The organism is Vibrio chagasii (genome assembly GCF_002954585.1).
Taxonomy (GTDB): Bacteria; Pseudomonadota; Gammaproteobacteria; order Enterobacterales; family Vibrionaceae; genus Vibrio; species Vibrio chagasii_A.
Genome location: NZ_MSCI01000002.1, coordinates 928355 through 951207 on the forward strand (window position 1 = coordinate 928355; position 22853 = coordinate 951207).

General features: G+C 43.7%; 19 protein-coding genes and 1 pseudogene. 9 read left to right on the top strand and 11 right to left on the bottom strand.

Annotated elements, in window-relative coordinates; translation table 11 throughout:
- Positions 1–359 precede the first annotated feature (359 nt).
- A complete protein-coding gene (locus BTO10_RS12430) occupies positions 360–941 on the top strand; it encodes a TfoX/Sxy family DNA transformation protein (RefSeq protein WP_105024703.1) in 582 nt (193 codons plus the stop codon).
- Between the two features lie 140 nt (positions 942–1081).
- Here the strand turns inward: BTO10_RS12430 and BTO10_RS12435 are convergent, their stop codons facing one another.
- The 3 genes from BTO10_RS12435 to BTO10_RS12445 all read right to left on the bottom strand — a co-directional run bounded on the left by BTO10_RS12435 (position 1082) and on the right by BTO10_RS12445 (position 4351).
- The gene (locus BTO10_RS12435; protein WP_004741569.1) at positions 1082–1624 is read right to left on the bottom strand and encodes a hypothetical protein; all 543 of its coding nucleotides are present in this window, start codon (positions 1622–1624) and stop codon (positions 1082–1084) included.
- Between the two features lie 293 nt (positions 1625–1917).
- Positions 1918–2415 (bottom strand): response regulator, encoded by a 498-nt coding sequence (locus tag BTO10_RS12440; RefSeq protein ID WP_105024704.1) that lies wholly within the window; start codon positions 2413–2415, stop codon positions 1918–1920.
- Positions 2408–4351 carry an ATP-binding protein gene (locus BTO10_RS12445; RefSeq protein WP_105024705.1) on the bottom strand — a complete coding sequence of 648 codons (1944 nt, stop codon included), beginning with the start codon at positions 4349–4351 and terminating at the stop codon, positions 2408–2410. Before BTO10_RS12445 ends, BTO10_RS12440 begins: the two co-directional genes overlap by 8 nt.
- 183 nt (positions 4352–4534) lie before the next feature.
- Between BTO10_RS12445 and BTO10_RS12450 the strand changes: the two genes are divergently transcribed.
- Together BTO10_RS12450 and serC are read left to right on the top strand one after the other, a co-directional pair.
- A complete protein-coding gene (locus BTO10_RS12450; RefSeq protein WP_105024706.1) occupies positions 4535–5797 on the top strand; it encodes a DUF945 family protein in 1263 nt (420 codons plus the stop codon).
- 163 nt (positions 5798–5960) lie between these two features.
- On the top strand, positions 5961–7055 hold the full coding sequence (gene serC / locus BTO10_RS12455) for a 3-phosphoserine/phosphohydroxythreonine transaminase (protein ID WP_105024707.1): 1095 nt from the start codon (positions 5961–5963) through the stop codon (positions 7053–7055).
- Between the two features lie 88 nt (positions 7056–7143).
- On the opposite strand, the gene BTO10_RS12460 is transcribed toward serC, so the two are convergent.
- Complete coding sequence (locus BTO10_RS12460; RefSeq protein WP_105024708.1) at positions 7144–7956, bottom strand: AraC family transcriptional regulator; 813 nt, start codon at positions 7954–7956, stop codon at positions 7144–7146.
- Positions 7957–8043: 87 nt separating this feature from the next.
- Here BTO10_RS12460 and BTO10_RS12465 point away from each other — a divergent pair, with 87 nt between their 5' ends.
- Together BTO10_RS12465 and BTO10_RS12470 are read left to right on the top strand one after the other, a co-directional pair.
- Positions 8044–8286 (top strand): hypothetical protein, encoded by a 243-nt coding sequence (locus BTO10_RS12465; protein WP_004741575.1) that lies wholly within the window; start codon positions 8044–8046, stop codon positions 8284–8286.
- Positions 8287–8352: 66 nt separating this feature from the next.
- Positions 8353–9045 carry an MOSC domain-containing protein gene (locus tag BTO10_RS12470; protein ID WP_105024709.1) on the top strand — a complete coding sequence of 231 codons (693 nt, stop codon included), beginning with the start codon at positions 8353–8355 and terminating at the stop codon, positions 9043–9045.
- A 76-nt stretch (positions 9046–9121) separates the two neighbouring features.
- On the opposite strand, the gene BTO10_RS12475 is transcribed toward BTO10_RS12470, so the two are convergent.
- Both BTO10_RS12475 and BTO10_RS12480 read right to left on the bottom strand, forming a co-directional pair.
- A complete protein-coding gene (locus BTO10_RS12475) occupies positions 9122–9838 on the bottom strand; it encodes a 3'-5' exonuclease (RefSeq protein WP_105024710.1) in 717 nt (238 codons plus the stop codon).
- Positions 9839–9843: 5 nt separating this feature from the next.
- Positions 9844–11733 carry a DUF294 nucleotidyltransferase-like domain-containing protein gene (locus BTO10_RS12480; protein ID WP_105024711.1) on the bottom strand — a complete coding sequence of 630 codons (1890 nt, stop codon included), beginning with the start codon at positions 11731–11733 and terminating at the stop codon, positions 9844–9846.
- A gap of 150 nt (positions 11734–11883) precedes the next feature.
- Here BTO10_RS12480 and BTO10_RS12485 point away from each other — a divergent pair, with 150 nt between their 5' ends.
- A complete protein-coding gene (locus BTO10_RS12485) occupies positions 11884–12528 on the top strand; it encodes an outer membrane beta-barrel protein (RefSeq protein WP_105024712.1) in 645 nt (214 codons plus the stop codon).
- A 103-nt stretch (positions 12529–12631) separates the two neighbouring features.
- Here BTO10_RS12485 and BTO10_RS12490 read toward each other — a convergent pair whose 3' ends face one another.
- The 3 genes and pseudogenes from BTO10_RS12490 to BTO10_RS12500 form a co-directional block, all read right to left on the bottom strand.
- Positions 12632–13822: an amino acid aminotransferase gene (locus BTO10_RS12490; protein ID WP_063522461.1), complete on the bottom strand. Its 1191-nt coding sequence runs from the start codon at positions 13820–13822 to the stop codon at positions 12632–12634.
- 203 nt (positions 13823–14025) lie between these two features.
- Positions 14026–14307, bottom strand: a pseudogene (locus BTO10_RS12495) (HD-GYP domain-containing protein); the annotation flags it as partial.
- 178 nt (positions 14308–14485) lie between these two features.
- On the bottom strand, positions 14486–14785 hold the full coding sequence (locus BTO10_RS12500) for a hypothetical protein (protein ID WP_004741582.1): 300 nt from the start codon (positions 14783–14785) through the stop codon (positions 14486–14488).
- A 219-nt stretch (positions 14786–15004) separates the two neighbouring features.
- Here BTO10_RS12500 and BTO10_RS12505 point away from each other — a divergent pair, with 219 nt between their 5' ends.
- Positions 15005–16405 carry an aminotransferase-like domain-containing protein gene (locus tag BTO10_RS12505; protein WP_105024714.1) on the top strand — a complete coding sequence of 467 codons (1401 nt, stop codon included), beginning with the start codon at positions 15005–15007 and terminating at the stop codon, positions 16403–16405.
- A gap of 138 nt (positions 16406–16543) precedes the next feature.
- The gene (locus tag BTO10_RS12510; RefSeq protein WP_105024715.1) at positions 16544–16750 is read left to right on the top strand and encodes a hypothetical protein; all 207 of its coding nucleotides are present in this window, start codon (positions 16544–16546) and stop codon (positions 16748–16750) included.
- Positions 16751–16878: 128 nt separating this feature from the next.
- On the opposite strand, the gene asnS is transcribed toward BTO10_RS12510, so the two are convergent.
- Positions 16879–18279, bottom strand: coding sequence for an asparagine--tRNA ligase (gene asnS, locus BTO10_RS12515; protein ID WP_004741585.1), 1401 nt, complete (start codon positions 18277–18279; stop codon positions 16879–16881).
- Between the two features lie 623 nt (positions 18280–18902).
- Between asnS and BTO10_RS12520 the strand changes: the two genes are divergently transcribed.
- Positions 18903–20393 (top strand): SulP family inorganic anion transporter, encoded by a 1491-nt coding sequence (locus tag BTO10_RS12520; RefSeq protein ID WP_105024716.1) that lies wholly within the window; start codon positions 18903–18905, stop codon positions 20391–20393.
- A gap of 108 nt (positions 20394–20501) precedes the next feature.
- On the opposite strand, the gene BTO10_RS12525 is transcribed toward BTO10_RS12520, so the two are convergent.
- Positions 20502–22124 (bottom strand): methyl-accepting chemotaxis protein, encoded by a 1623-nt coding sequence (locus BTO10_RS12525; RefSeq protein WP_105024717.1) that lies wholly within the window; start codon positions 22122–22124, stop codon positions 20502–20504.
- Positions 22125–22853: the final 729 nt, after the last annotated feature.

A 22853-nucleotide genomic window follows, 5' to 3' on the forward strand; every position in this document is an offset into this window, starting at 1 on the left:
AAAAAGTAAAAACATGTATGTCCTACCATTTTACAAGCCACAATGCTGCGAGGCAATACTGATAGGTCCACACAAGCTTTTAAATATTGAACCGGTGTATCATCAAACGTCAAAATTCAATCATGGAATGATAGCTTTGTGTGATGTTAATCATGAAAAAGCAGAATACACAATTGATTGATGTGAACTAAGTCCAGACTTATTTTTCTTTTCGAAGTATCATTTATTTAAAGGTGAAAAACGCAACTATAATATTCACCTAAACAACAATAAAAATTAGATTCAAAAATTTTTCGCATAAAAAGCTGCTTGTCTGGTGATCAACCTAATCGGGGTAATTTGATTAAGGATCAACGGATATGACCGAGACAGCATTTATTAATTACGTGAATCAATTTGGTGAGCATCAAAAACGTTCTATGTTCGGAGGTATTGGCCTCTTTCAAAATGACGCGATGTTTGCCTTGTTGAGTGAAGGTTGTTTATTCATTAGAGGTGGCAAGTCATTAGATAAAAAACTGGCAGATCTTGATTGTGAAAAGTATCGCCATGTGAAAAAACAGACAACAGCAACCGTAAACTACTACGATATTACTGATCTGTTCACATGCGAACATCCTGAATTGGATAGCATTATTCGTACTTCTATCGATAATTCAATTCAGCAGCGCAGCTTCAAAAAGTCATCTGCTAGCCGTAGATTAAGAGATCTTCCTAACATGCAGCTTACGTTAGAGCGCATGGTGAAAAAGGCGGGTGTCGACGATGTTTCTATGTTTATTCAGTTAGGCGCACCAGAAGTATTTAATAAGGTTCGCAAAGCGTATGGAAACGATGTTGACCTAAAACTACTTTGGAAATTTGCGGGTGCGATTGATGGTATCCATTGGAAACTATTACAAGAACCACGCAAGCAGCAACTACTAAAGAGCTGCCACTAAAGAAGTCGTCCTTATATGCTTGAAGTTACAGTTTATAAATAAAAACCGAGGAATAAATCCTCGGTTTTTTTGTTTCTGTATCAATGAAAGAGACTGAGTATTCTCTTGGAACCCAAAGGTTCGAACTCGTCAGCTAAGTATTAGTACTTGAAGCGTGCTGTGAACATTAGCTGATCACCGTAGAAGTCGTTGATACGAGCTTCAGCGCCGATAGAGAATAGCTCTGTAGAGTGGAAACGTGCGTAAACAGAACCGATCCAATCATCGTTATCATCGATAGAAACGTAACCACCTTTACCACCAACTTCTAGTTGTGGACCAAGCCATTGGCGAACACCAATGTTAACTTCCATACCAATGTCAGTAGAGCTTGTGTGTTCAGGCTGAACGATGCGCGCTAGCATTTCACCTGTTAGGTCTGCCCAGTTGTTAATTGGAGCGTGGAAACCGAGACCAACAGCAGAGTCGAAATCACTTTCAAATTCTGAATCAATGCGCGCAATTGCGTGAGCATTCGGGTGGATTGACTTACTGAACGCGCCACCAAATGTAACAGGGCTAGCACCGATACGTGCTTCGAAGTAATCGTAGCTGAAGTTGCTCATTACTTGTGGTTGTTCTTCGACAGCTAGCGCTTGGCTCGAAGCCAACAGCATAGCGGTAGTAAGTAGTATTTTGCGCATAACGACCGTAAACCTTTATTAGTGTTAATTCCTTTGGTTTGAGAGAAATCGGCAAACCATAAACATCGAGACAGTTTAATCTAACTCACGGAAAAGTAATCCATTAAAATGTAAATCCTTAATCATTTAGTTAAAAAATAAACAAATTAAGGGCTAGTCTGCAACGGAGATCTCATGTTTTGGGGCAAATGAGAAAGTTGGACAAGTGAATCATCCAGATTTTATATGTGTCTGTTCGTGTCTTATATTGACTGATGTTTATCTCATTGCCCTTCAAATGTTAATCGGAAGCATTACTCTCCAAAGCTTGTGCGCTTATTTGCCATCGAGGTAAGGATGCGCTCTGTATCTAGAATCGAAGTCCAATTCAGTAGTTGTTTATCATTGGCAATCACATAGTCGGTCAGCTGCTGAGTTATGGTGTCTCTGAGTTGGTCGCCTTGCCAAGGTTTGGATATATAGAAATCGAGGGCCGCGTTATTAATGGCAGTTACCGTATCTTCAAGCCCGGCTTGCCCGGTGAGCAGCAGCTTGCGCGTAGGCTTTGTAGAGTCGTGCTGGTTAAGTTCTATAAGAAAATCGATACCTGTTTTTTCCTGCATGATGTGGTCACATAAGATCAAAGCGAGCTTAATGCCGTCTTGCTCCATCTCTTTGATGACTTGTTTTGCTTCATCGACCGATTCTGCGCCCTCAACGATAAAGTTTTCTTCAATTACAGCTAAATCTTGAAGCACACTATTGAGCACCTCTGGTTCATCATCGACACATAAAATTAAGTACTTATTCATGAGGTGCTCCTTCTTGTTTGAACGGCAGCCATACATGCATGTGAGTGTGGCTTCCAACCTCAGACTCCACCAAAATGAATCCTTGATGGGCCGAAACGATCTGTTGAGAAATAGATAACCCAATCCCTAAACCAAAGTTACCTTCTTTTTTGGTCGTGAAATTAGGGTTGAAAATAGAATGAATGTCTTCTTTAGCGATTCCAATGCCAGTGTCTGATATCTGCACCACTAGAAACGTTTGATTGTCTTTGGTCTGTTGTGAAGTGGAGATAGAAACCTTGCCTCGCTCTGGAATGGCATCGAGTGCGTTAGAAAGAAGGTTGGTCCAGACTTGTTGCAGCGCCAGTGATTGGCAGAGCAAAGGTGGCAAGTTTGTGTCGTAGTGCTTTTCAAGTTGATGGTGTTTCAAGCGGTTTTCAAAGATCACCAAAGTGTCTTCAATGCCTTCGTGTATGTCTGTGTAATGGCGAAGCTCATCGTCTTCACGAGCATAGCTTTTTAGGCTTTTAACCATGTCGGCAATGCGCTTGCTACACACTTGAATGGAGCGGATAGAGTTGCCGACGTAATGGTAATGCTCCAAGTCGTTGAGTAACTCTTTGCCTGCGACAGGGGAGTCTTTTAGGGTCTCTAGAACTTTAGCATCTTGGCTTAAATTCAATCTCACGGTTTTTTTTGCGAGGGTACGATCATCAATGGTTGATGCTAAATGTTTTACCAGTTGTCTCTCCTGAGAAGTGGAGAGTGGTTTAGCTAATTTTGAACACGCCAATACTTCCGTTCCCTTATTGGAATGAGGAACGGATAGCTGCTCCAGTATCTGGTCTAGATGCTTTGATAGCGTTTCAATACTTCTCATAATTGCCGCTATTGGGTTATTAAGCTCATGTGCGACACCTGCAACAAGTTGCCCAAGCATGGCCATTTTCTCTTTTTCAATCAATTGCTGGTGTGCAGACTCCAATGATTCAAGTGTTTGTTGCAGCTTGATTTTGTTGGTGATACTACGTTGTAAGCGGCGATTAAAATGACGGAGCAGTAGGTTAGTAAACAAAGGCAGCAAAGTATTATTGGAATGCATCACCTGAGTAAAACTCTCTTTATCAAGTTTAATAACTCGAGTTGGGGTCAGAGTGATCCCTGTAGAGAAAGAAGGCTCGCCCGTCACAAATGACATTCCTCCAACGATGTTGCCTTTAGAGTGACGTACCACTTCTCGCTGTTGTCCTAATTCATCTTTTTTATAGAGGGCGACGTCACCTTCTATGATCAACCATAAGAAGCGATTGTCTTCTCCTTCAACCGTTAATAAGTGCTCTGGAGAGTAATCGCGAATTGCTTTGTTTTTATCATCTTTGGAGAAGACCTCTTGCAAGGCATTAAAGACACGTTCAGCGAGCGTATTGTCTGAAAGCTGGTGGTAATCGTGAATAAAGCCTGATTGAAAAGATTGAATCTTTTGCTCTATATGAGCTCTTAGTAAGCGCTGTTGATCTAATGCATCACTGTATGACAGTAGATTTTCCGCATCGTATTGGATAACGAAAGAGGTCAGTTCCTTTTGTGCTGACTTGAAGAGAACCTGATCTTGAACCGGTTTGGTTAAGCAGTGATTAAGTCTGCCTTCGTTTACCGCAGTTAGAATGGATTGAATGTCTGACGATGCACTGACGAGTATGGTTCTCGCTGTATTACTATGAGGTAACTGCTCGAGCTCAATTAGAAACTGCACGCCATTGAACTTAGAGTGATGGTGAGTGATCACTAAAGCAACGGTTTGATGATTGTCGTGGATGTCTTCCAATGCGTGGTGCGCATCTTCAATGTTCTCGGCAGTGTAGATATCGAACACACAAGACAACGGAGCTAATTCCGTACGTATTCGCTCGATGCTAACTGGATTATTGTCCAAACAGATAACAACGTATTGATTCACAGTTTTCCCTTAGTAGTCGCAACGCTTCTAGCCTAGCAAGAACCGCAGATTAAGGATGAGAGCTAGCCGTTAATTTGCTGATTGATTTGAAGTATCGAGCAATAGACTGATTTAACTCAATGTTTCTTGTTTGCGACTGATGGGTTAGACTGAAAAAAACAAACACATGTAGAAAGAGAACTCATGGAACAGTTAAGAAAAATTGGCGCAATTGGCGGCGCAATCTCATTGGCTCTTTGTTGGCCTCTAGCGGTTGGACAAATTGGACAAAATGCGATTAGTGATGGCGTTGCAAAACTTAACAATTCGAGCATTCAAGCTGAGATCGTTGAGTACGATAGGGGTTACCTTTCTTCTAATGTAACCACTCGCATCACTGTAACGGATGAAAATCTCAAAGAACAACTTGCGATTGATGGCTTACCAAGTGAGTTTGTCATTAATAGTGCGGTTAGCCATGGTTTGGTTAGCCTTAACGCTGTTTCGACGTTAGACAATGCAGACATCCTGCCACTGACCTTAACGACGAGCACAGAGCTGAACGGCAATACGGATTTCGACTTCGAGCTAAGCCAATTCAATCATCAAGGTACTGATGAGAATGGCACCTCGGTGTCTATTACCAAATCGAACCTGACAGGTCATGCGACTGTGTTGGGCCAAGTGGATTACCAGCTTTCTATCCCTTCTGTTCAAATCGATTTTGAAACGGGTGAAGAGGTGACACTGTCAAACCTGAAAGGTACGGGTTCCGGCCAACAAGCTAAAGGTTACTGGCTAGGCACGCAGAACTTCACGATTGATAGCTTCTTGATTTCAGATTCGTCAATGCAGCCATTCATGACCATCGAGAACTCAACCTATGACTTTGAATCTCACCTAGATGAAGCAACTAAGCGTCTGCGTAGCAACCTTAAACTGGATATCGCAAACATCGAGACGAGTGAAGGACAAGTGAACAACTTAAACGTTGATTTCGAAATGTCGAAACTCGATAGCGAGTCGTTTGAAAAAATCTTTGAGATTTACCAGTCTAACCCTGTTCTTACACAAGAAGACGTTGCTGAGATCATCCCATTCATCGACATTCTGTTTGCTAAGGGCTTCGACCTTTCAATGAACAACATGTCACTAGAGTTAGGCAAAGGCCAGTTTGAATCTAAGTGGTTGGTGAGTGTTCCTGAAGGTACAGAAAACATCAGCAGTAACCCTTCAATGATTATGCCTGCACTAACGGGGAATCTTCACTCGAGCTTCTCAAACGGGCTAGTAGAAGAGTACCCGTTTATTCGCGAAGGTATCGATGAGTTGATCGTGATGGAAATGATCAAAGAAACAGACAAGGGTTACGAAATCAGTGCTGACCTAAAAAATGGAAACCTAGTGTTTGAAAATGGACAAGAAATTCCACTAATTGCACTACTTATGCCGGCTTTTGTTCAATAAAACTGAGTAGGCAAGAATACTCATAGGGCAATTTAGCGCATTAAGTTAAAGATTTTGTACTGTACGAAACAAAAGAGGTCATAAGACCTCTTTTGTTGTTTTTATGTTGAGTAAAACATGGTATTACTTGCATAGTTATTATTTAGCAGGAGCAATCATCCCCATGGAACTTACATTAGATAACGTATTCAATTTTAGTGCTGGCCCAGCGGCTCTGCCTAAGCCAGTAATGAAACAAGCACAAGCTGACTTCATTGATTGGAACGGTTTAGGCACTTCCGTTATGGAAATCAGCCATCGCAGCAAAGAATTTATTAAAGTTGCTGATGAGTCTGAGCAAGACCTACGTGATCTTCTGAACATCCCAGACAACTACAAAGTTCTGTTCTGTCAGGGGGGCGCTCGTGCTCAATTCGCTGCTGTGCCTTTAAACCTTCTTGGCGATGCAACAAAAGCGACTTACATTGATGCGGGCTACTGGGCTGAAAGCGCAGTTACGGAAGCAAGTAAGTACTGTGAAATCGACGTATTCAATGCAAAAACAACAGTCGATGGTAAAGCGGCTGTGGTTCCAGCAAAAGACTGGAAAATCGATCCTGAAGCGGCGTATGTTCACTTTTGCCCGAATGAAACCATCGATGGCATAGAGATCAGTGAACTTCCACAAACCGATAAGCCTATTGTTGCGGATATGTCATCTAACATCTTGTCTCGCAAGATCGATGTGTCTCAATATGGCGTTATTTATGCTGGTGCACAGAAGAACATTGGCCCTGCGGGTATCTGTATCGCTATCGTACGTGATGATTTGCTGGATCTTGCAAATGACGTATTGCCAAGCATTCTTAACTACAAAGTGCTTGCTGAAAAAGACTCTATGTTCAACACGCCACCAACTTACGCTTGGTACTTATCTGGTCTTGTTTTCAAATGGTTGAAGGCTCAAGGTGGTGTGGAAGCGATGGAGCGTGTGAACCAAGAAAAAGCAGCACTACTGTACAACGCGATCGACGATTCTGATTTCTATAAGAACGAAGTGCACGCAGCAAACCGTTCAAGAATGAACGTACCGTTCCAACTTGCGAAACCTGAGCTAGATGCGAAGTTTTTAGAATTGGCTGACGCTGCTGGTCTTAAGTCACTGAAAGGTCACCGAGCTGTAGGCGGAATGAGAGCGTCGCTTTACAATGCGATGTCTTTAGAAGGTGTACAAGCACTAGTAAGCTTCATGAAAGATTTCGAAGAAAAATACGCTTAATCTGCCTAACTGAGATTAAACGATTAAAAGAGGAGCTAACGGCTCCTCTTTTTCTTTCAGTTCCTCAAACACTTATCTGTAGCACTGACTACTTTCTTTTACTGTTCAAACGAAATTGCTGTGGCGTGACATCAAATGTCGCTTTGAAGGCTTTAATGTAAGAGGAGTCGTTTTGATAACCCACTTGATCAGCAATGCTTTGTATTGAGTCATCTTCGTCTAGGAGAGACAATGAATAAATCAGTCGTATTTGTTGACGCCACAGCTGAAACGAGGTGTTGAACTCTTTCGAGAATAATCGCGACAAGGTTCGCTCGGATGCACCTACTTGTTCTCCCCACGTTTTTAGCGACAAGTCTAAATTTGGCTCATCAGTGAGGGCTTCAAATATCAACTTCAAACGTCTGTCTTGTGGCAATAACAACTGAAAGGTCTGCACGTTGTCTTTCATTATTTGGTCGTGCAATACGGACAGTAGGCGAGACACTTCTTCATCGCTCGCCAATCCCTCACACTGTCTGCGAATTTCTTGCAATAACTCGTTTAGAAAGGGAGTCAGTGCAATGGTTCGAACCTCTGGCTCATACTTCGTTCCAAAGGCTGGGTTAAGGTAAATACCAACAAACGTGGTATGGCTCAATGCGATAGATTCATGTGAAATACCGGCAGGGACAAACAAAGCCGATGTGTGCGGCACCAGGTGTTGATAGTGTTCTGTTTGAGTTTGTAGTAAACCTTTGAGTGGAAAGATCACTTGATGCCATGTGTGTTGGTGCATCGCATCGATGTAACCTTTCGGCATGTCGATAGTCTTAACGAGCGCGGGCGAATTTGGATTGGCGGCCATCATCTTGTTGGAGGTGACAACTCCAGTACGAGAATTGATTTGGCGGGTTAGCATGGTTAAGTGTCCTTATGTCCCTATTCTGACGCGGCGACCCTAGGCTATCATGCTCGGCATATAGAATGAAGCCGAGAGGACACGCGCATGCGCTTTCAAGTAGAGATATCCAAACAGAACCAGCTTTTGTTTAAAGTTGATATAGAGAATATCGACCGCAGCAAGTGTGAAACATCACTCGATACCGTATTAGCTAAGTTTCCAATCGAAGAGGGCTATCAGCGTCATGTGTTGGTTTCTGATAGTGAGACTCGCTACCTCAAAAGTACCGACCAGAATATTGAAGTGTTGGCGGCGATTCCGATATTTAGATCATTAGGAGAGCGTTAGTACTGGTCGTAAACGGCAATATTCTCACAAGAAACAATAATAAGATTTAGACAAGAAGGGAGAGATATGAAGAAGTTAGGCGTGGTTAACAATGTATTGGCGGGCAAAACGGTCGCTTTCGCACATGGTGCAAAAAGTGCAATCAACAAACAAGTATTGTTGGACCGTCAACACGCAACGGAGCTGGGTTTTACCAATGATGAGCAAGGCGATCCGCGTTTCCATGGCGGCATTCAGAAAGCCCTTCATATCTACCCAAGTGAACACTATCAAGTTTGGCAGCAGGAGCTGGGCGACAAAGGTGTTTTTCAATCAGCTGGCGCTTTTGGAGAGAACATCAGCTCAAGTGGCGTAACCGAACAATCGATTTGCTTAAAAGATAAAATTCGTATTGGGTCAACTTTATTGGAGGTATCGCAAGGGCGCATGCCTTGTTGGAAGCTCAATGTGCGCTTTGACCAACACGATATGGCGCAAAGACTGCAAGACACACTTAGAACTGGTTGGTACTTCCGAGTGTTAGAAGAGGGCGAGATAGGTGCAGGTGATGAGATTATACTGTGCGAGCGTCCTTATCCTGACTGGTCGCTTGCTCGCATCATGGGTGCCGTTTTTACCGGTAGCTTAGATAAAGACTTATTAAGCCAAATGACGGAATTGCCATTGGTTGAATCTTGGGGGGCGCTTGTTGCTCGTCGCCTCGAAACGGGTAAAGTCGAAGATTGGGAAATGCGCTTGGTTGGACCTACAGCGGTATAAACCAGTCGTTAGATAGTGAAAGCCCGCTACTTAGATATAGCGGGCTTTTTAATAGTGATGAACTTTATAAGTGCTGTTACAACCAGAAACTCTTCAGTGGCATATCTGGCGAAAAGTGATGAGCAACCTGTGCTTGAAGCAACTCTGCGGTTGCAATCGCATCAGTAAGCGCATGATGTGGCGTGTAGTCGGGTAGGTGGTATCGACGACGGCTTTGCCCTAGTCGAACCGAACCTGGCTTCTTACCTTTTAATTTATTCCATAGGCCGCCAGCCAGTTTGTTCTGGATCTGAGACTCAATCTCTAACGTGTCCAGCACCGGAAACTCGATGCCTTCATTCAATCGCACTTTCAATGCGTTGTTTAAGAAATCTCGCTCAATACGGCGGTAGTGAACAACGGGAATATGGCCAGCTATCGCTTGTAATACTTCATCCAACACTTCATCAAGATCTGGCGCATCGATGATGTCATTGTGGGTAATGCCGTGGATTACCACTGACTCTTCCTCTAGCTTCTGCCTTGGGCGTAATGTCCAGTGCCTTGCTTGTCGAAGATAGATACGGTTAAGGGTAAATGGCACCAAACCTATGGTGATGATCCCGTCTTTGGAAGGGTTCAAACCGGTTGTTTCGAAATCCAACGCCAAGAACATCACCTCTGAGAGTGGTGTATCAGGCGCAGGAAGGGGCTGGCTGTAGAACTGCTTTAAGCGTTCGTCCTGGGTACGTTCAAGCTTTTGAGCAAACTTAAATGACCAATCGACCGCAGGTGATCTGAATAGTTTGTTCATAGGCCCTACTTAAACTTGTTACTGGCTTGGTAACGGAACTTAAGGAAGTTTTGCGCATTACTTAAGATTTGGAATGCATCCTTCAGGTTACGACGTTCGAAATCGGACAAGTTCTCTGGTTCAATGTTGTTATCCGGCTCGACATTATTATCAACATCGTGCGCTTGGTGGCGGATACGCACAAGAGAGATAAATTCCATCGCATCTTTAAGATCTTGCGCTCTGCCTTTTGGCAGAATACCTGCGTCGATAATGTCATCTAAGCGCTCAAAGGAGTTCTTAGAACGAGAGCCTACCGCTAGCGCATGGACACGAATCAAGTCTGCAAGAGGAGCTGTACCACGTCTTTTGAGGTTGATGGAGTTGTTATGACGACCATCTTTCTCCATAACGAAGTCTTTAAAGAAGCCTAGTGGCGGAGTTCGGTTGAGTGCGTTACGAGCCAGACACGCCAAGAAGCGGTTGTTCTTACGTGCACGTCTCACGATAAAGCTGTTTAGTTGTTCTGCCCATTTCAGGCGGCCATAAACACCATCTAGGTCGAAGAAGATCGACGCGTTTAGCAGTGCTTTCGGGTTTGGATCATCAATCCAGTCAGCGAAGCACTCTTCCCATTCTCTGCGGGTCATTCGCCACGTTGGGTTAGTCGCCATGATGTCACCCGTGCAATACACATAACCACACTGGTCTAAGCCATCACAAATATACTTTGAGAGCGCTTCAAAGTACTTTCCATGTTTTGCTTCATCGTAGGTGTCATCAAGAATGATGGCGTTATCTTGGTCTGTCACCAGCAGTTGTTCATCACGCCCCATAGAGCCTAATGCTAGGAAACAATATGGAATTGGAGATTTGCCTAACTGCTCTTCGGCGAGTTCGATAATACGCTGCTTAAAGCTACGACCAATTACCGACATTGCAGTGCCAACCATGTGAGCATTGGCATCTTCGTTAACCAGACGGACAAAGCTGTCTTTCACTTGCTCAGAGAGCACTTTGAGATCTTCGATGCTTTGTTGCTGGAAGATACTACTTACTAAGAGCAGTGAGTTTTGAGATTCGTAACGGACGATGTCGGTCGCTTCGATAATACCGATTGGCTTCTTATCTTTCAGGACAGGTAAGTGGTGCACGTTGTAACGAAGCATGGTCATCATGGCTTCGTATACGTAAGCATTGTGGTCAAGAGAGATAACCTCAGGTGTCATCACGCTAGAGACTTCATCGGATGGATCGAGGCCTTCCGCCAGTACGCGAGTACATAAGTCTCGGTCGGTGATGATACCGATAACGGGCGTCGAATCGTCTTCATCATCTTCAACGATGTCAGGGTCGATGATCAGCAAGGAAGAGACATTTTCTTCTGCCATCATGGTAGCGGCTTGTTGAATGGTGCGCGTTTTTTCGATCATCGGCGCCTCACTGGTCAGCAGCGTTTTCACTTTAGATGTCGTGAGATCGTTGGCATCGTTATTACTTGAGTTTGCCTGACGTAAGCGCGCGTTATCTTCAACCTCTACGAAATCAGCAAAAGAGTCGTAGTTATCGTAGAGTTCTTGGAAAATAGGCTCAGGAATACAGTAGAGCAGGGTATCTTCGGTCGCTTTTACTGGGAAGCGTACCTTGTTGTTGGTAAGCAGGCCCATTTGACCAAACAGATGGCCTTCATCAAGGCGGTTATACAGTTCCCCTTTACGACGATAGACTTCGACTTCGCCGCTTCGAACCATATACAGGTCATGAATTTGATCACCAAAGTGAATGATAGGTGTGTCTTGGCGGTAATAAGAAATTTCCACGCTACTGGTCACTTTCGTCAACATCTCCTCAGGGAGCTCATTGAAAGGCGGGTATTGTGCCAGAAAGTTTTGAATCTCTAATAACTCAGCATCCATAGTAATCATCCATTGGTTTGTATGATTTCATGGTACAACATTTGATAATAATTTGCCGTCACAAATCAATCTGTGAGCTAAAACCTTTTTAAAGTCTTAGGGATAGACTAACCTTTCAAATAATGGAGTGACAGTTTAAGGATGATGGGAATGTCGAAGTGGAAGCTTAGTTTTGTATCTGCAGTTTTTATGTTTTCTTCAAGTTTGTGGGCAGACACTCACAGTGTGGATATTCTTGATTACGACCACGTTTATGCAACGGCGCATTCAGGCAGTTTAAACGAAGATGCTGGGGGAAATAATAACGCATCGGCGTTTGGATTGGGTGTGAGCTACACCATGACCGATGATTGGTTACTGCTTGGTGATTATACCGCGCGTTTCATCCACCCTGACGAGAGTACAACTCGAATTGATACACTAATGGCTGGTGCGGGTTATCGTTATAGCATCAAGAAAGACTTGGATATTGTCGCTTCTTATTTGCTTGGCGTGACTAAAGGGAAAGTTGAGCTGAATGGCACCAATGAGACCTTAGAGTCAGACACGGAGTTTGTCCAAGGTGTTAAAGCCGAGCTTAACTATGGCTTTGCTAAGCGTTGGATTGCGAACGGTAGTGTACAGCTCAATCGCAGTGATTTATTCGATGAAGAAATTTACCACCTAGGTTTACGTTATCTAGTGACCAACAAATTTGCGATTGGTGGCTCATACCAGCATAGAGATGGTGAAGGGAGCACAGGCGTAAGTGAGAGAACTAATGAGTTAGGTGTCGAGTTCTTGCTCGAGTATTAATTGAATTAAACCTCACACGTTACGACAGTTACAAAAAAGCCAGCTTAATCGCTGGCTTTTGCATATCTAACTGTCTGCAAGAGCAGACTGGGTATTGTTACGATTAAAGAACCGCAGCGATACCTTTACATAGAGGGCCCATGTTTGACTTAGTCATGCCCGCTACGCTGATACGGCCAGAGCCAACAATGTAGATTGCGAATTCTTCTTTTAGGCGGTTTACTTGCTCTTTGCTCAAACCAGAGAAAGAGAACATGCCGTTTTGACGCTCGATGAACGTGAAATCTGCATCCACACCTTCAGATTTCAGTGTTGCAACGAATAGCTCACGCATCTCTTGGATACGGTCACGCATCTCAGCAACTTCCGCTTCCCATTCAGCACGTAGACCAGCATCGCCAAGGATGTGAGTTACGACAGCACTACCGTGCGCTGGTGGGTTAGAGTAGATAGAGCGGATGATGCTCTTAACTTGAGAGAATGCTGTTGTTGCTACGTCTGCAGATTCAGCAACTAAAGTGAACGCACCAACACGCTCGTTGTATAGACCGAAGTTCTTAGAGAATGAGCTCGCGACTAAAATCTCTTTGTTGTACTTAGCGAAAGTACGAAGGCCAGCAGCATCTTCTTCAACGCCTTTTGCAAAACCTTGGTAAGCAAAGTCGAATAGTGGAAGAAGCTTTTTCTCAGCAACGAGCTTAGCCAGTACTTCCCACTCTTCAGCTGTTGGGTCAATACCTGTTGGGTTGTGACAGCAGCCGTGAAGAAGAACGATATCACCTTCAGATGCTTTCTCTAGATCAGCAACCATACCAGCGAAGTCTTTGTCTTTTGTTTCAGCGTTGTAGTAGCTGTACTGAGCAGTTTCGATACCCGCAGCAGCGAAAACACCGTTGTGGTTAGCCCAAGTTGGGTTGCTGATCCAGATCTTCACATCGCCAAGTTGACGCTTAATGAATTCACCTGCAACACGTAGAGCACCAGTACCACCCGGAGCTTGTGCTGTTTTAGCGCGTTGAGAAGTTACGATTTCCGCATCTGAACCGAAAAGTAGCTTCTGAACGGCAAGACCGTATTCAGCAGTACCTTCAATCGTTAGGTAAGATTTGGTTTTTTCGTTTTCAAGAAGTGCAGCTTCTGCTTTCTTTACTGTTTTAAGTACTGGCGTTTGACCATCTTCATTTTTGTAGATGCCAACACCAAGGTTGATTTTCTCTGCACGAGAGTCGTTTTTAAACTCTTCAGTAAGGCCGAGGATAGGGTCGGCAGGCGCAGCTAACACTTTTTCAAACATAATCTTCATCCATGTCAATTGAGAGGGGATAGTATCTATGGGTAGTTATACCTGTATGGAATTTTTAAGACAATACGAAGTGAACAGAAAGACCAAAAAAAATCCATTTCAATCAGATTTATTGACTAAAGAGGGTATTTGATAACAAAACACCCTACGGATTAACCTATAGGGTGCAAAGAAGTTAGTGGTTTTTGAAAAGATTATGCAGGCGAAGCAATAAAGCTTTCTCTCTCGAGTTCGTGTTCTACACTTTTTCCATCTTTGTAAGTGGCTGCGATTTCGACAAAAAGGTCTTCGACGGCTAAAAAGGCTTGAACAACTTGCGGATCGAAATGAGAACCTTCACCTTCTAAAATGATCGCTTTGGCTTGTTTATGTGTAAATGCCGGTTTATAGACGCGTTTAGATATTAATGCGTCATAAACATCGGCTAAGGCCATTAAGCGACCCGACAAAGGAAATTCTATCGATAGCTTTTGCGGATTGATACAAGAAAGTGGTTGGTGTTGAATTTTTGTTAGCTAGGTGGGGAATATTACAGCGTTATTGTGAAGAGGTTTGAATAGCCTCGGTTGAGTCTCGAGGCTATTACGTCGATGAGGTTGCGATGAGAACTGAGAAGACTAGCTGCAACGCGACCCACCGATTATAAAAAGCTGACTACTTTTTAAGATTGATTTCAGCTTCAATTGAGCCAGTTTCAATTTCTGGGTGTGACGCCAGTTTGTCTGCTGCCCATTGGTTGATGTGCTTAAGAATTGCAGATACCGCGTGCTTTTCAGTAGGTGCTTGATCTTGGTCTACATCTAGCTTCTGCTTTGGATGTGAGCCTGTCGCATCTTCAGCAATATGGAGCCAATCTGGGTGCCAGTAGTATGGCTGGCCACTCGGTGTTGTCCAACTATGAACACCGTTTGACTCTCCTTTATAACTTAACTGATCTGCTTCTATTTTTTTCATTGTTATCTCGCATGTTTTTGGGTTACATCAAATTATTGAGGCGTAAAGCGAATTTAGCTCTTACCTTGGATACAAACTTAGCAAAGCTTACAAAGTTATCTGTGAACCAATTCACACAATTATAGAAATTAGGTGCAATCACATGGATAGAAGCAATAGTTGATCACGTTAATGATAAGATCACCCGTCCACAGGAATTTATCTAGGTAGTACAATTAGATGGCGCGTTATGAAGAGCTTGCAAAGGATATTCGAACTCAGATCGCTAATAACACATGGCGTTCAGGAGAGAAGATCCCCTCTGTGCGCATGAGCTGTCGTAACTACAACGTCAGTAATAGTACTGTGCTACAAGCCTATCAGTTGCTAGAAAGCGAAGGTTGGATCATTGCCAAGCCTCAGTCTGGCTACTTTGTTGCTCCTAAAGTCGACGGTGTGGATTATCAGCCGCCAGTAGCTCGAGAGAAGAAGGCGATTAACGATCGCTTATTTGATTTTCTAAAGTCCAGTTCTGCTGAGGGTATTGTTCCTTTTGGCTCCGCCTTCCCTGACCCAGATCTTTTTCCTTTACCCACCTTAACTCGCAACCTAGCCAGCGCCGGAAGAAAAATGACGGGTGCGAGCGTGATTAATAACTTGCCGCCTGGCAGTGAGTCATTAAGAAGGCAGATCGCACAGCGCTACTTACAACAAGGTATTAGCGTTAACCATCAAGATATTGTGATTACTTCGGGTGCGATGGAAGCTCTGAACTTGAGCCTGCAAACCGTGACGCAATCTGGCGACCACGTTGTGATTGAATCGCCAGCATTTTATGGCGCTTTGCAAGCCGTAGAAAGGCTGGGGCTTAAGCCTATCGAAGTGGACGTTTGCCCTGTCAACGGATTGGATATGGAGCAGTTTGAAAGCGTACTGAAGAACAATAATGTGAAAGCATGTTGGTTGATGACGACTTTTCAAAACCCGACAGGCACAAGTTTATCGGACGAAGCCAAACGTCGAGTAGTCGAGATAGCAGAGCAGCACAACACTTACATCATTGAAGATGACGTTTACGGTGACCTTTACCACGAAGGGCACAAACCTAAGCCTTTGAAGGCTTTTGATAAAACGGATTCGGTTTTACTGTGTGGTTCCTATTCAAAAAGTCTCTGCCCAGGCTATCGAGTGGGATGGGTGGTGAATGCTCGCTCCAATGATGCGATTCAGAAACTACAACTGCTTTCCACGCTCTCTAGTAGCGCGCCTGTTCAGCTTGGTGTCGCACATTTCTTAACTCATGAAAGCTACGATAATCATCTACGTAAATTACGTAAGAGTCTTTTGGAGCGAAAAGCGCGGTTTTTAGAAATCATCAAGCAGTACTTTCCGCACTCTATCAAAATTGAAGATCCCGCTGGTGGTTACTTCATCTGGATCCGCTTCAATTCTGACTTTGATAGCCAGCAGCTTCATCAACTTGCGATTGCGCAGGGAATAAGTGTCGCATCTGGTGACTTGTTTAGTGAGCAGGGGAGAGCTGACAATGCAATTCGTCTGAACTTCTCCTATGAACTCACTCAAGAGAGAGAATATGCCCTCGTTTTACTCGGCAAACTCGCCCATAAGTTGGCGTATTAAGTGCAGACATAAACGCTAACTGACTCATAAAAAACAACATAATGCTAACTGTACGGTTTTATTGTGGGGAAACTGTACGCCTTATTTACCGAACAGTTGTGATTCAATAACGTTAGACCAAATATTGGAGATACCGTTATGTTGAAAATGACTATGGGAAATGAAGTGAAGCTGATTGTCGTCGCGATTGTGTGTGCGCTTCTACTTATTTTTGGCCATGTATTGTTGGCAAAAGCATTCGCTGATATGGCTTGGGCGGAATACACCACCGCTGCGATTCCATTTGTAATGATGGCGATATGTGGTCTCGCGATAAAGTATGCAAGTAATCAAGACGTTGATTAACACACCTATCAAGGAGCTTGGTTTGGCATGACTCCCAATAACATTTTCGTTCTGTTCTGAATATAAAAAAACCTCCGCAATTGCGGAGGTTTTTGTTTTCTTTCTTTTAATTCGAGCTTAACGCGGAATTAGAAGTTCGCAGAGCGAGGAGTACGTGGGAATGGGATAACGTCACGTACGTTGCCCATGCCTGTTACGTAAGATACTAGACGCTCGAAACCTAGACCGAAGCCAGAGTGAGGCACTGTGCCGTATTTACGTAGGTCGCGGTACCAGTTCATGTGCTCTGGGTCGATACCTACTTCACGCATGCGCTCGTCTAGGATGTCTAGACGCTCTTCACGCTGAGAACCACCGATGATTTCGCCGATACCAGGTGCTAGTACGTCCATTGCCGCTACAGTCTTACCGTCATCGTTAGCACGCATGTAGAATGCTTTGATGTCTTTCGGGTAGTTCTTGACGATTACAGGCGCTTTGAAGTGTTCTTCAGCTAGGTAACGCTCGTGCTCAGAAGACATATCGATACCCCATTCAACTGGGAATTCGAATTCACGACCTGAATCTAGAAGGATCTGGATTGCGTCAGTGTAGTCTACTTGTGCGAAGTCAGAAGTTACAAACTGCTCTAGACGAGTAATTGCTTCTTTGTCGATACGTTGAGCGAAGAACTCAAGGTCGTCACGACACTCTTCTAGTACGGCTTTGAATACAAACTTAAGCATGTCTTCAGATAGCTTAGCGATATCTTCTAGATCCGCGAAAGCTACTTCAGGTTCAACCATCCAGAATTCAGCTAGGTGGCGGCTTGTGTTTGAGTTTTCAGCACGGAACGTAGGACCAAACGTGTAAACTTTGCTTAGTGCACAAGCGTAAGCTTCACCGTTTAGTTGGCCAGATACTGTTAGGAATGTTTCTTTACCGAAGAAATCTTCGTTGTAATCAACATCGCCTTTCTCTGTGCGAGGTAGGTTTTCCATGTCTAGCGTAGAAACGCGGAACATTTCACCAGCACCTTCAGCATCAGAAGCAGTGATTAGTGGAGCAGATACCCAGAAGAAACCTTGCTCGTGGTAGAAGCGGTGAATCGCTTGAGATAGACAGTTACGAACACGCGCTACTGCACCGATTACGTTTGTACGTGGACGTAGGTGAGCTACTTCACGAAGGTATTCGATAGAGTGACGAGTTTTCGCCATTGGGTATGTTTCTGCGTCTTCAACCCAACCAACAACTTTAACGTCAGTTGCAGCAAGCTCAAAATCTTGACCTTTCGCTGGAGACTCAACAATCTTACCTGTTACTTCAACAGAGCAGCCAGTAGTTAGCTTTAGTACTTCGTTTTCGTAATTATTAAGATTATTAGGGACCACGGCCTGAATCGGGTCGAAACAAGAGCCGTCATAAATGGCAAGGAAAGAGATTCCAGCTTTGGAATCACGACGTGAACGGATCCAGCCGCGAACAGTTACTTCACTGTCTACCGCTAGCTTGCCGCCAAGTACGTCTTTTACAGGCGCGTAAGTCATGTTGGTTTCATTCTCCATTGAGGGACAAATTCAGCGCAATGTTTGCAAGTGATTGTCTATAGTTCGCTAAGTTTTGAACAAAAAACAATCGAAACATTGAGTTGTATAAACTTTTTAAATCAGTGAAACATATTACCTGTCATACAGAGAGCTTCAACCTTTATTCTTGCTTGTCGAAAGAAATATTGTGTATGTCCGCTATAAAACTCACAAAGGGTTGGTTTTTTGTTCGATCTTGCCATGGGTTTAACTTTTGCTTTGATTACTTGGTTACTTGTTAACTTTTGTTTAGCTCGATTCGTCTGCGCATGGCCTATATTGACTGAACCGTTGCAATCTTTGTTTCCAATAATGATTGTGTGATTGCATCGAACCTCACACTATATTGTCGCGGCCTCTCCTATCTAGGAGACCATTCACCTTCTTTGTTTGGCACGAACTCATGTCGCTGCAAACTAAAGAGTTACCAGAGGAGTTTAATATTCACGTGTTAATTACGCCGCCTTAGCCCCTGCATTCTCTCTACACCCGCACTTTTCGAGCGCTCGCTCATTCATGAAAAACAGTCGATCACACGATGTCTGAACAAGGCAGGACTGACTGTACAAGTAAAAGAGAATTACATGCTTAATTATTTAAAAACACACTGGTTATCAAATATCAAAGGAGATTCATTATCTGGGATTGTGGTTGCACTTGCATTGATCCCTGAAGCTATCGCATTTTCCATTATTGCAGGGGTCGACCCGAAGGTGGGTTTGTACGCTTCATTCTGTATCTGTGTTGTCACCGCTTTAGTGGGTAGCCGCCCGGGGATGATATCTGGTGCGACAGGCGCAATGGCGCTGTTGATGGTTACATTAGTTAAAGATCACGGGCTTGATTATCTACTAGCAGCATCATTTTTAGCTGGTGTTATTCAGATTGTTGCAGGTTATTTGAAGCTAGGTAATTTGATGAACTTCGTGTCTAAATCTGTGATTACCGGATTTGTAAACGCGCTTGCTATCCTGATCTTTATGGCCCAATTGCCTGAACTGATTAATGCACCCTCAAGCGTTTATCTGTTGGTTGTTTTGGGGCTGGCGATTATCTATTTGTTGCCTTACTTACCCAAATTTGGAACTGCAATACCGTCACCTTTGGTGGCTATTATCGTGCTCACTATTATCAGTTTGATGTTTGGCTTAGATGTGAGAACCATTGGTGACATGGGAAAACTACCTGATTCACTCCCAATCTTCTTAATTCCTAACATTCCATTCTCATTAGAAACCTTCGAAATCATACTTCCATACTCCATTGCTTTGTCAGTTGTTGGCATCTTGGAATCCTTGATGACAGCGACCATTGTTGATGATCTGACGGATACAGAAAGCAATAAGAATAATGAGTGTAAAGGGCAGGGGGTCGCTAACATTGTTGCGTCACTTTTTGGTGGTATGGCAGGCTGCGCCATGATAGGTCAGTCGATCATTAACATTAAATCTGGCGGTCTAACCAGGCTATCTAGCATGATCGCAGGCGTACTTCTTTTACTAATGGTAGTGTTTGCTTCTGATTGGTTAAAGTTGATTCCAATGGCGGCGTTAGTCTCTGTGATGATTATGGTATCAATCGGTACTTTTTCTTGGCGTTCAATTGTCGAACTTAAAGACCATACCTTACCGACCAATGTCACCATGCTGACTACGGTGGTTGTGGTCGTCTTTACTCATAACCTTGCGATTGGTGTTGCGGTTGGTGTAGTACTTTCGGCCCTATTTTATGCACACGCGAGTAAGTCTATGGTCTTTATCTCTGATGAGGTCGTGGCCAATCAACTGCACACAACTCATAGAGTTAAGGGGTATGTGTTCTTTGCTTCTTCCGATGCCTTTGTTGATTTGTTTGATTACGACAAGGCGACGTCGTTGGTCACAATCGATGTTTCTGAAGCCTCCTTCTTAGATAACACCTCAGTCGAAGCGCTCGATAAGGTGGTGTTTAAGTTTCGTAAGAAAGGTGCTTATGTAGAGGTCGCTGGAATGGATGAGGTCAGCGCAAAGCTCATTTACAAGCATGCGATGTACCATAAGCATAAAGACTTATCAGCGGTGTCGATTACGCACTAACGGCTGTTTGAACTCAGAGTTATAAGCCTAAATAGAGGCACATAGAAAAGTGAAGCGCTCATGATTGAGCGCTTTTTTGTTGGGTTGCAGTTAGGTGTTGTAATCGGTTTAGGCCTTGTCTTCTGTACAAGACAAGGTGAACTGATTAATCAGGGATTCTAGGTGATCAGAAAGCTCTTCTAAGTCATTGCTGATATTACGCGTATCACCAGCCGATAGAGACGTGTCATTAGCATGTGAAGTGATGGTTTCGACTTTCTGCTGAACATCTTTGGTAGCTTGGGTCGTAGATTGAGTCTGTTGCTGAATATTCTGCGCGTGGGTAAGCACCTGCTTCATCTCTTCGACAACACCATTCATTTCAGCAGCGAGTGCGTCGATGTCACTTGAGCTTCGGTGCGCTTGTTCACATACGCGGTCAGCGGAAGTTAGTGATCCTTCGCTGCCTTGTTGGAATTGGTGGATGATCGATTCAATACTGCCTGTGGCTTCTGCGGTTCGAGAGGCGAGATGGCGAACTTCGTCAGCAACGACAGCAAACCCTCGGCCTTGTTCTCCCGCTCTTGCTGCTTCTATCGCCGCATTGAGTGCCAAAAGGTTGGTTTGATCGGCAATGCCACGAATCACGCTCAATATCGAAGACACTTCGCCGGTTTGTTCATTGAGTGTGGTGATCTTGTGTTTGACCTCTTCGATACTACTAACAAGGTTCTTTATCTCGCTGCTTGCATCGTGGGCTTGGTTTGCACTGTTACAGGCAACGTCCGAAGTGTGATTGATAAGGTCGGATGCGGTTAGCGTTGCTTGCTCCACATTAATTTGTTGAGCTTGTATTCCTTCAATATTACTTTGAACTTCCGCCGTTTCATTTTGCTGGTCGCCAGCGGCTTGCTCAGTAATTTGAGCAACGCTCGTCAGTTGATTGGCGGACGCGTTCAGCTTATGAGAAGTGTCTTGTACTTGCTCCAAGCTGTTAGACACGGTGCCCATAAATGAGTTGATTGATTTGGCTAAAGTGCCAATTTCATCTTGGCTCTGTTCAGGCAAGCGGTTTGAAAGGTTTTTATCGCTGCTGACTTGAGTCATAAAGCGCGAGGTTTGCTGAAGTGGGCGGACAATGATTTTACGAATCAGTCCTATCGTCAGTACAAAACCGGCAAAAGAGATCACCGCCATAATACCAATCGCAGCCATGGTTTGAGTGTTAATTAGAGAATTAACATGACTCAGGTTGTACTCCAGTCGTATTGCGCCTAATACTTCGCCTTCTGGTGCCATATGACACGCGACACAATTGGTACCACGATAGTTTTCGCTCGATTTCATTGGCAGGGCGATCACTAGCCCTTTACCCCATTCAGCGGAAAATGGCTCGATAACCATTTCGCCTGACAAGGCTCTTTTATCAATCTCGTCGACAGGTGTTTGATTGTCATTTCCTGGGCCATACAACTTACTTACTGCTTCGGCACGTAATACTCGAACATCTTCAATGCCTTCTTGCGCTAATGCTTTCTGACGCAGTGTTTCTTTCTGCGCCATAGTGCCTGTCAGCATCATCATATTAAGGCTATCGAAGTAGTTGCTCGCTTTATCGTGAAGTTGTTCACTTAGAACGGAATTAACCAGTTGCTTTTGTTGGGAATATTGAAAGTAGGTGGATATTGCCAGTAAAAAGGTAAATACAATGGCAAGAGCAACCAAGATCTTGAAGGTTATTGTTGAGCGCATAGGTGTTTTTATTAATTCTGATGACGCGGATACTGTACTGGCAAGAGTCCTTACCACCTATGGGGTATATCGAATAGTGTGACCATACTCCGGTTGTGGTTTTTTTTCTGTGATGTAGCGAGTTTGTATGTTAGCCGAGGTTTAATAGGAACCTCTAAAGAGTAAGGATCCGGTTTTGATAGTTTCGCCTAGCAAGTGAGTCGAAGCTGTCGCGAATAAAAGTACTATTTTGGATGCTCGAGTTGTATTAGTTAACAAGTCTTCTATTAATAATGATTATTGTTTTTTGATGTTTGGTGGTTAATTAATATCCAAATGCTTGTTTTGTTCAATTTAATAGCAAAAAATGTGGTTATAGCGTTGTGTTTCAGAGTTCATTCGATAATATGAAGTCACCTCTAATGATAGAGGAAGGGCAGCAATGGATACGCTGCTTTAAATAATATGGAATGTGACTTATTGATATTGGACACATACATGAAATTCAAGATTACATCACCGATCATCGAACCCACAGAAGGGTCACCACATCAGAACATGGCTTCTTCATCTGATCACACCTCTCTATACTCTCGCCTGTACTACTCGTTTTCTACTGCCTTTTCGCGATTTAACTCCGCTTATCGCTCCTATCGATATTCGTTTTAAAGCTTAACTTCTTTCGAATTTTCTTCGCATCTTGGTTGATGACAGAGAACTACACCTATTAAAAACTAAATGAATAAGTTA

What these genes read in the sequence shown, in the direction of transcription:
- BTO10_RS12430 (WP_105024703.1), top strand. Translation starts at nt 360, where the DNA reads ATGACCGAGACAGCATTTATTAATTACGTGAATCAATTTGGTGAGCAT.
- BTO10_RS12435 (WP_004741569.1), bottom strand. Translation starts at nt 1,624, where the DNA reads ATGCGCAAAATACTACTTACTACCGCTATGCTGTTGGCTTCGAGCCAA.
- BTO10_RS12440 (WP_105024704.1), bottom strand. Translation starts at nt 2,415, where the DNA reads ATGAATAAGTACTTAATTTTATGTGTCGATGATGAACCAGAGGTGCTC.
- BTO10_RS12450 (WP_105024706.1), top strand. Translation starts at nt 4,535, where the DNA reads ATGGAACAGTTAAGAAAAATTGGCGCAATTGGCGGCGCAATCTCATTG.
- serC (WP_105024707.1), top strand. Translation starts at nt 5,961, where the DNA reads ATGGAACTTACATTAGATAACGTATTCAATTTTAGTGCTGGCCCAGCG.
- BTO10_RS12460 (WP_105024708.1), bottom strand. Translation starts at nt 7,956, where the DNA reads ATGCTAACCCGCCAAATCAATTCTCGTACTGGAGTTGTCACCTCCAAC.
- BTO10_RS12465 (WP_004741575.1), top strand. Translation starts at nt 8,044, where the DNA reads ATGCGCTTTCAAGTAGAGATATCCAAACAGAACCAGCTTTTGTTTAAA.
- BTO10_RS12470 (WP_105024709.1), top strand. Translation starts at nt 8,353, where the DNA reads ATGAAGAAGTTAGGCGTGGTTAACAATGTATTGGCGGGCAAAACGGTC.
- BTO10_RS12475 (WP_105024710.1), bottom strand. Translation starts at nt 9,838, where the DNA reads ATGAACAAACTATTCAGATCACCTGCGGTCGATTGGTCATTTAAGTTT.
- BTO10_RS12480 (WP_105024711.1), bottom strand. Translation starts at nt 11,733, where the DNA reads ATGGATGCTGAGTTATTAGAGATTCAAAACTTTCTGGCACAATACCCG.
- BTO10_RS12485 (WP_105024712.1), top strand. Translation starts at nt 11,884, where the DNA reads ATGTCGAAGTGGAAGCTTAGTTTTGTATCTGCAGTTTTTATGTTTTCT.
- BTO10_RS12490 (WP_063522461.1), bottom strand. Translation starts at nt 13,822, where the DNA reads ATGTTTGAAAAAGTGTTAGCTGCGCCTGCCGACCCTATCCTCGGCCTT.
- BTO10_RS12500 (WP_004741582.1), bottom strand. Translation starts at nt 14,785, where the DNA reads ATGAAAAAAATAGAAGCAGATCAGTTAAGTTATAAAGGAGAGTCAAAC.
- BTO10_RS12505 (WP_105024714.1), top strand. Translation starts at nt 15,005, where the DNA reads ATGGCGCGTTATGAAGAGCTTGCAAAGGATATTCGAACTCAGATCGCT.
- BTO10_RS12510 (WP_105024715.1), top strand. Translation starts at nt 16,544, where the DNA reads ATGTTGAAAATGACTATGGGAAATGAAGTGAAGCTGATTGTCGTCGCG.
- asnS (WP_004741585.1), bottom strand. Translation starts at nt 18,279, where the DNA reads ATGACTTACGCGCCTGTAAAAGACGTACTTGGCGGCAAGCTAGCGGTA.
- BTO10_RS12520 (WP_105024716.1), top strand. Translation starts at nt 18,903, where the DNA reads ATGCTTAATTATTTAAAAACACACTGGTTATCAAATATCAAAGGAGAT.
- BTO10_RS12525 (WP_105024717.1), bottom strand. Translation starts at nt 22,124, where the DNA reads ATGCGCTCAACAATAACCTTCAAGATCTTGGTTGCTCTTGCCATTGTA.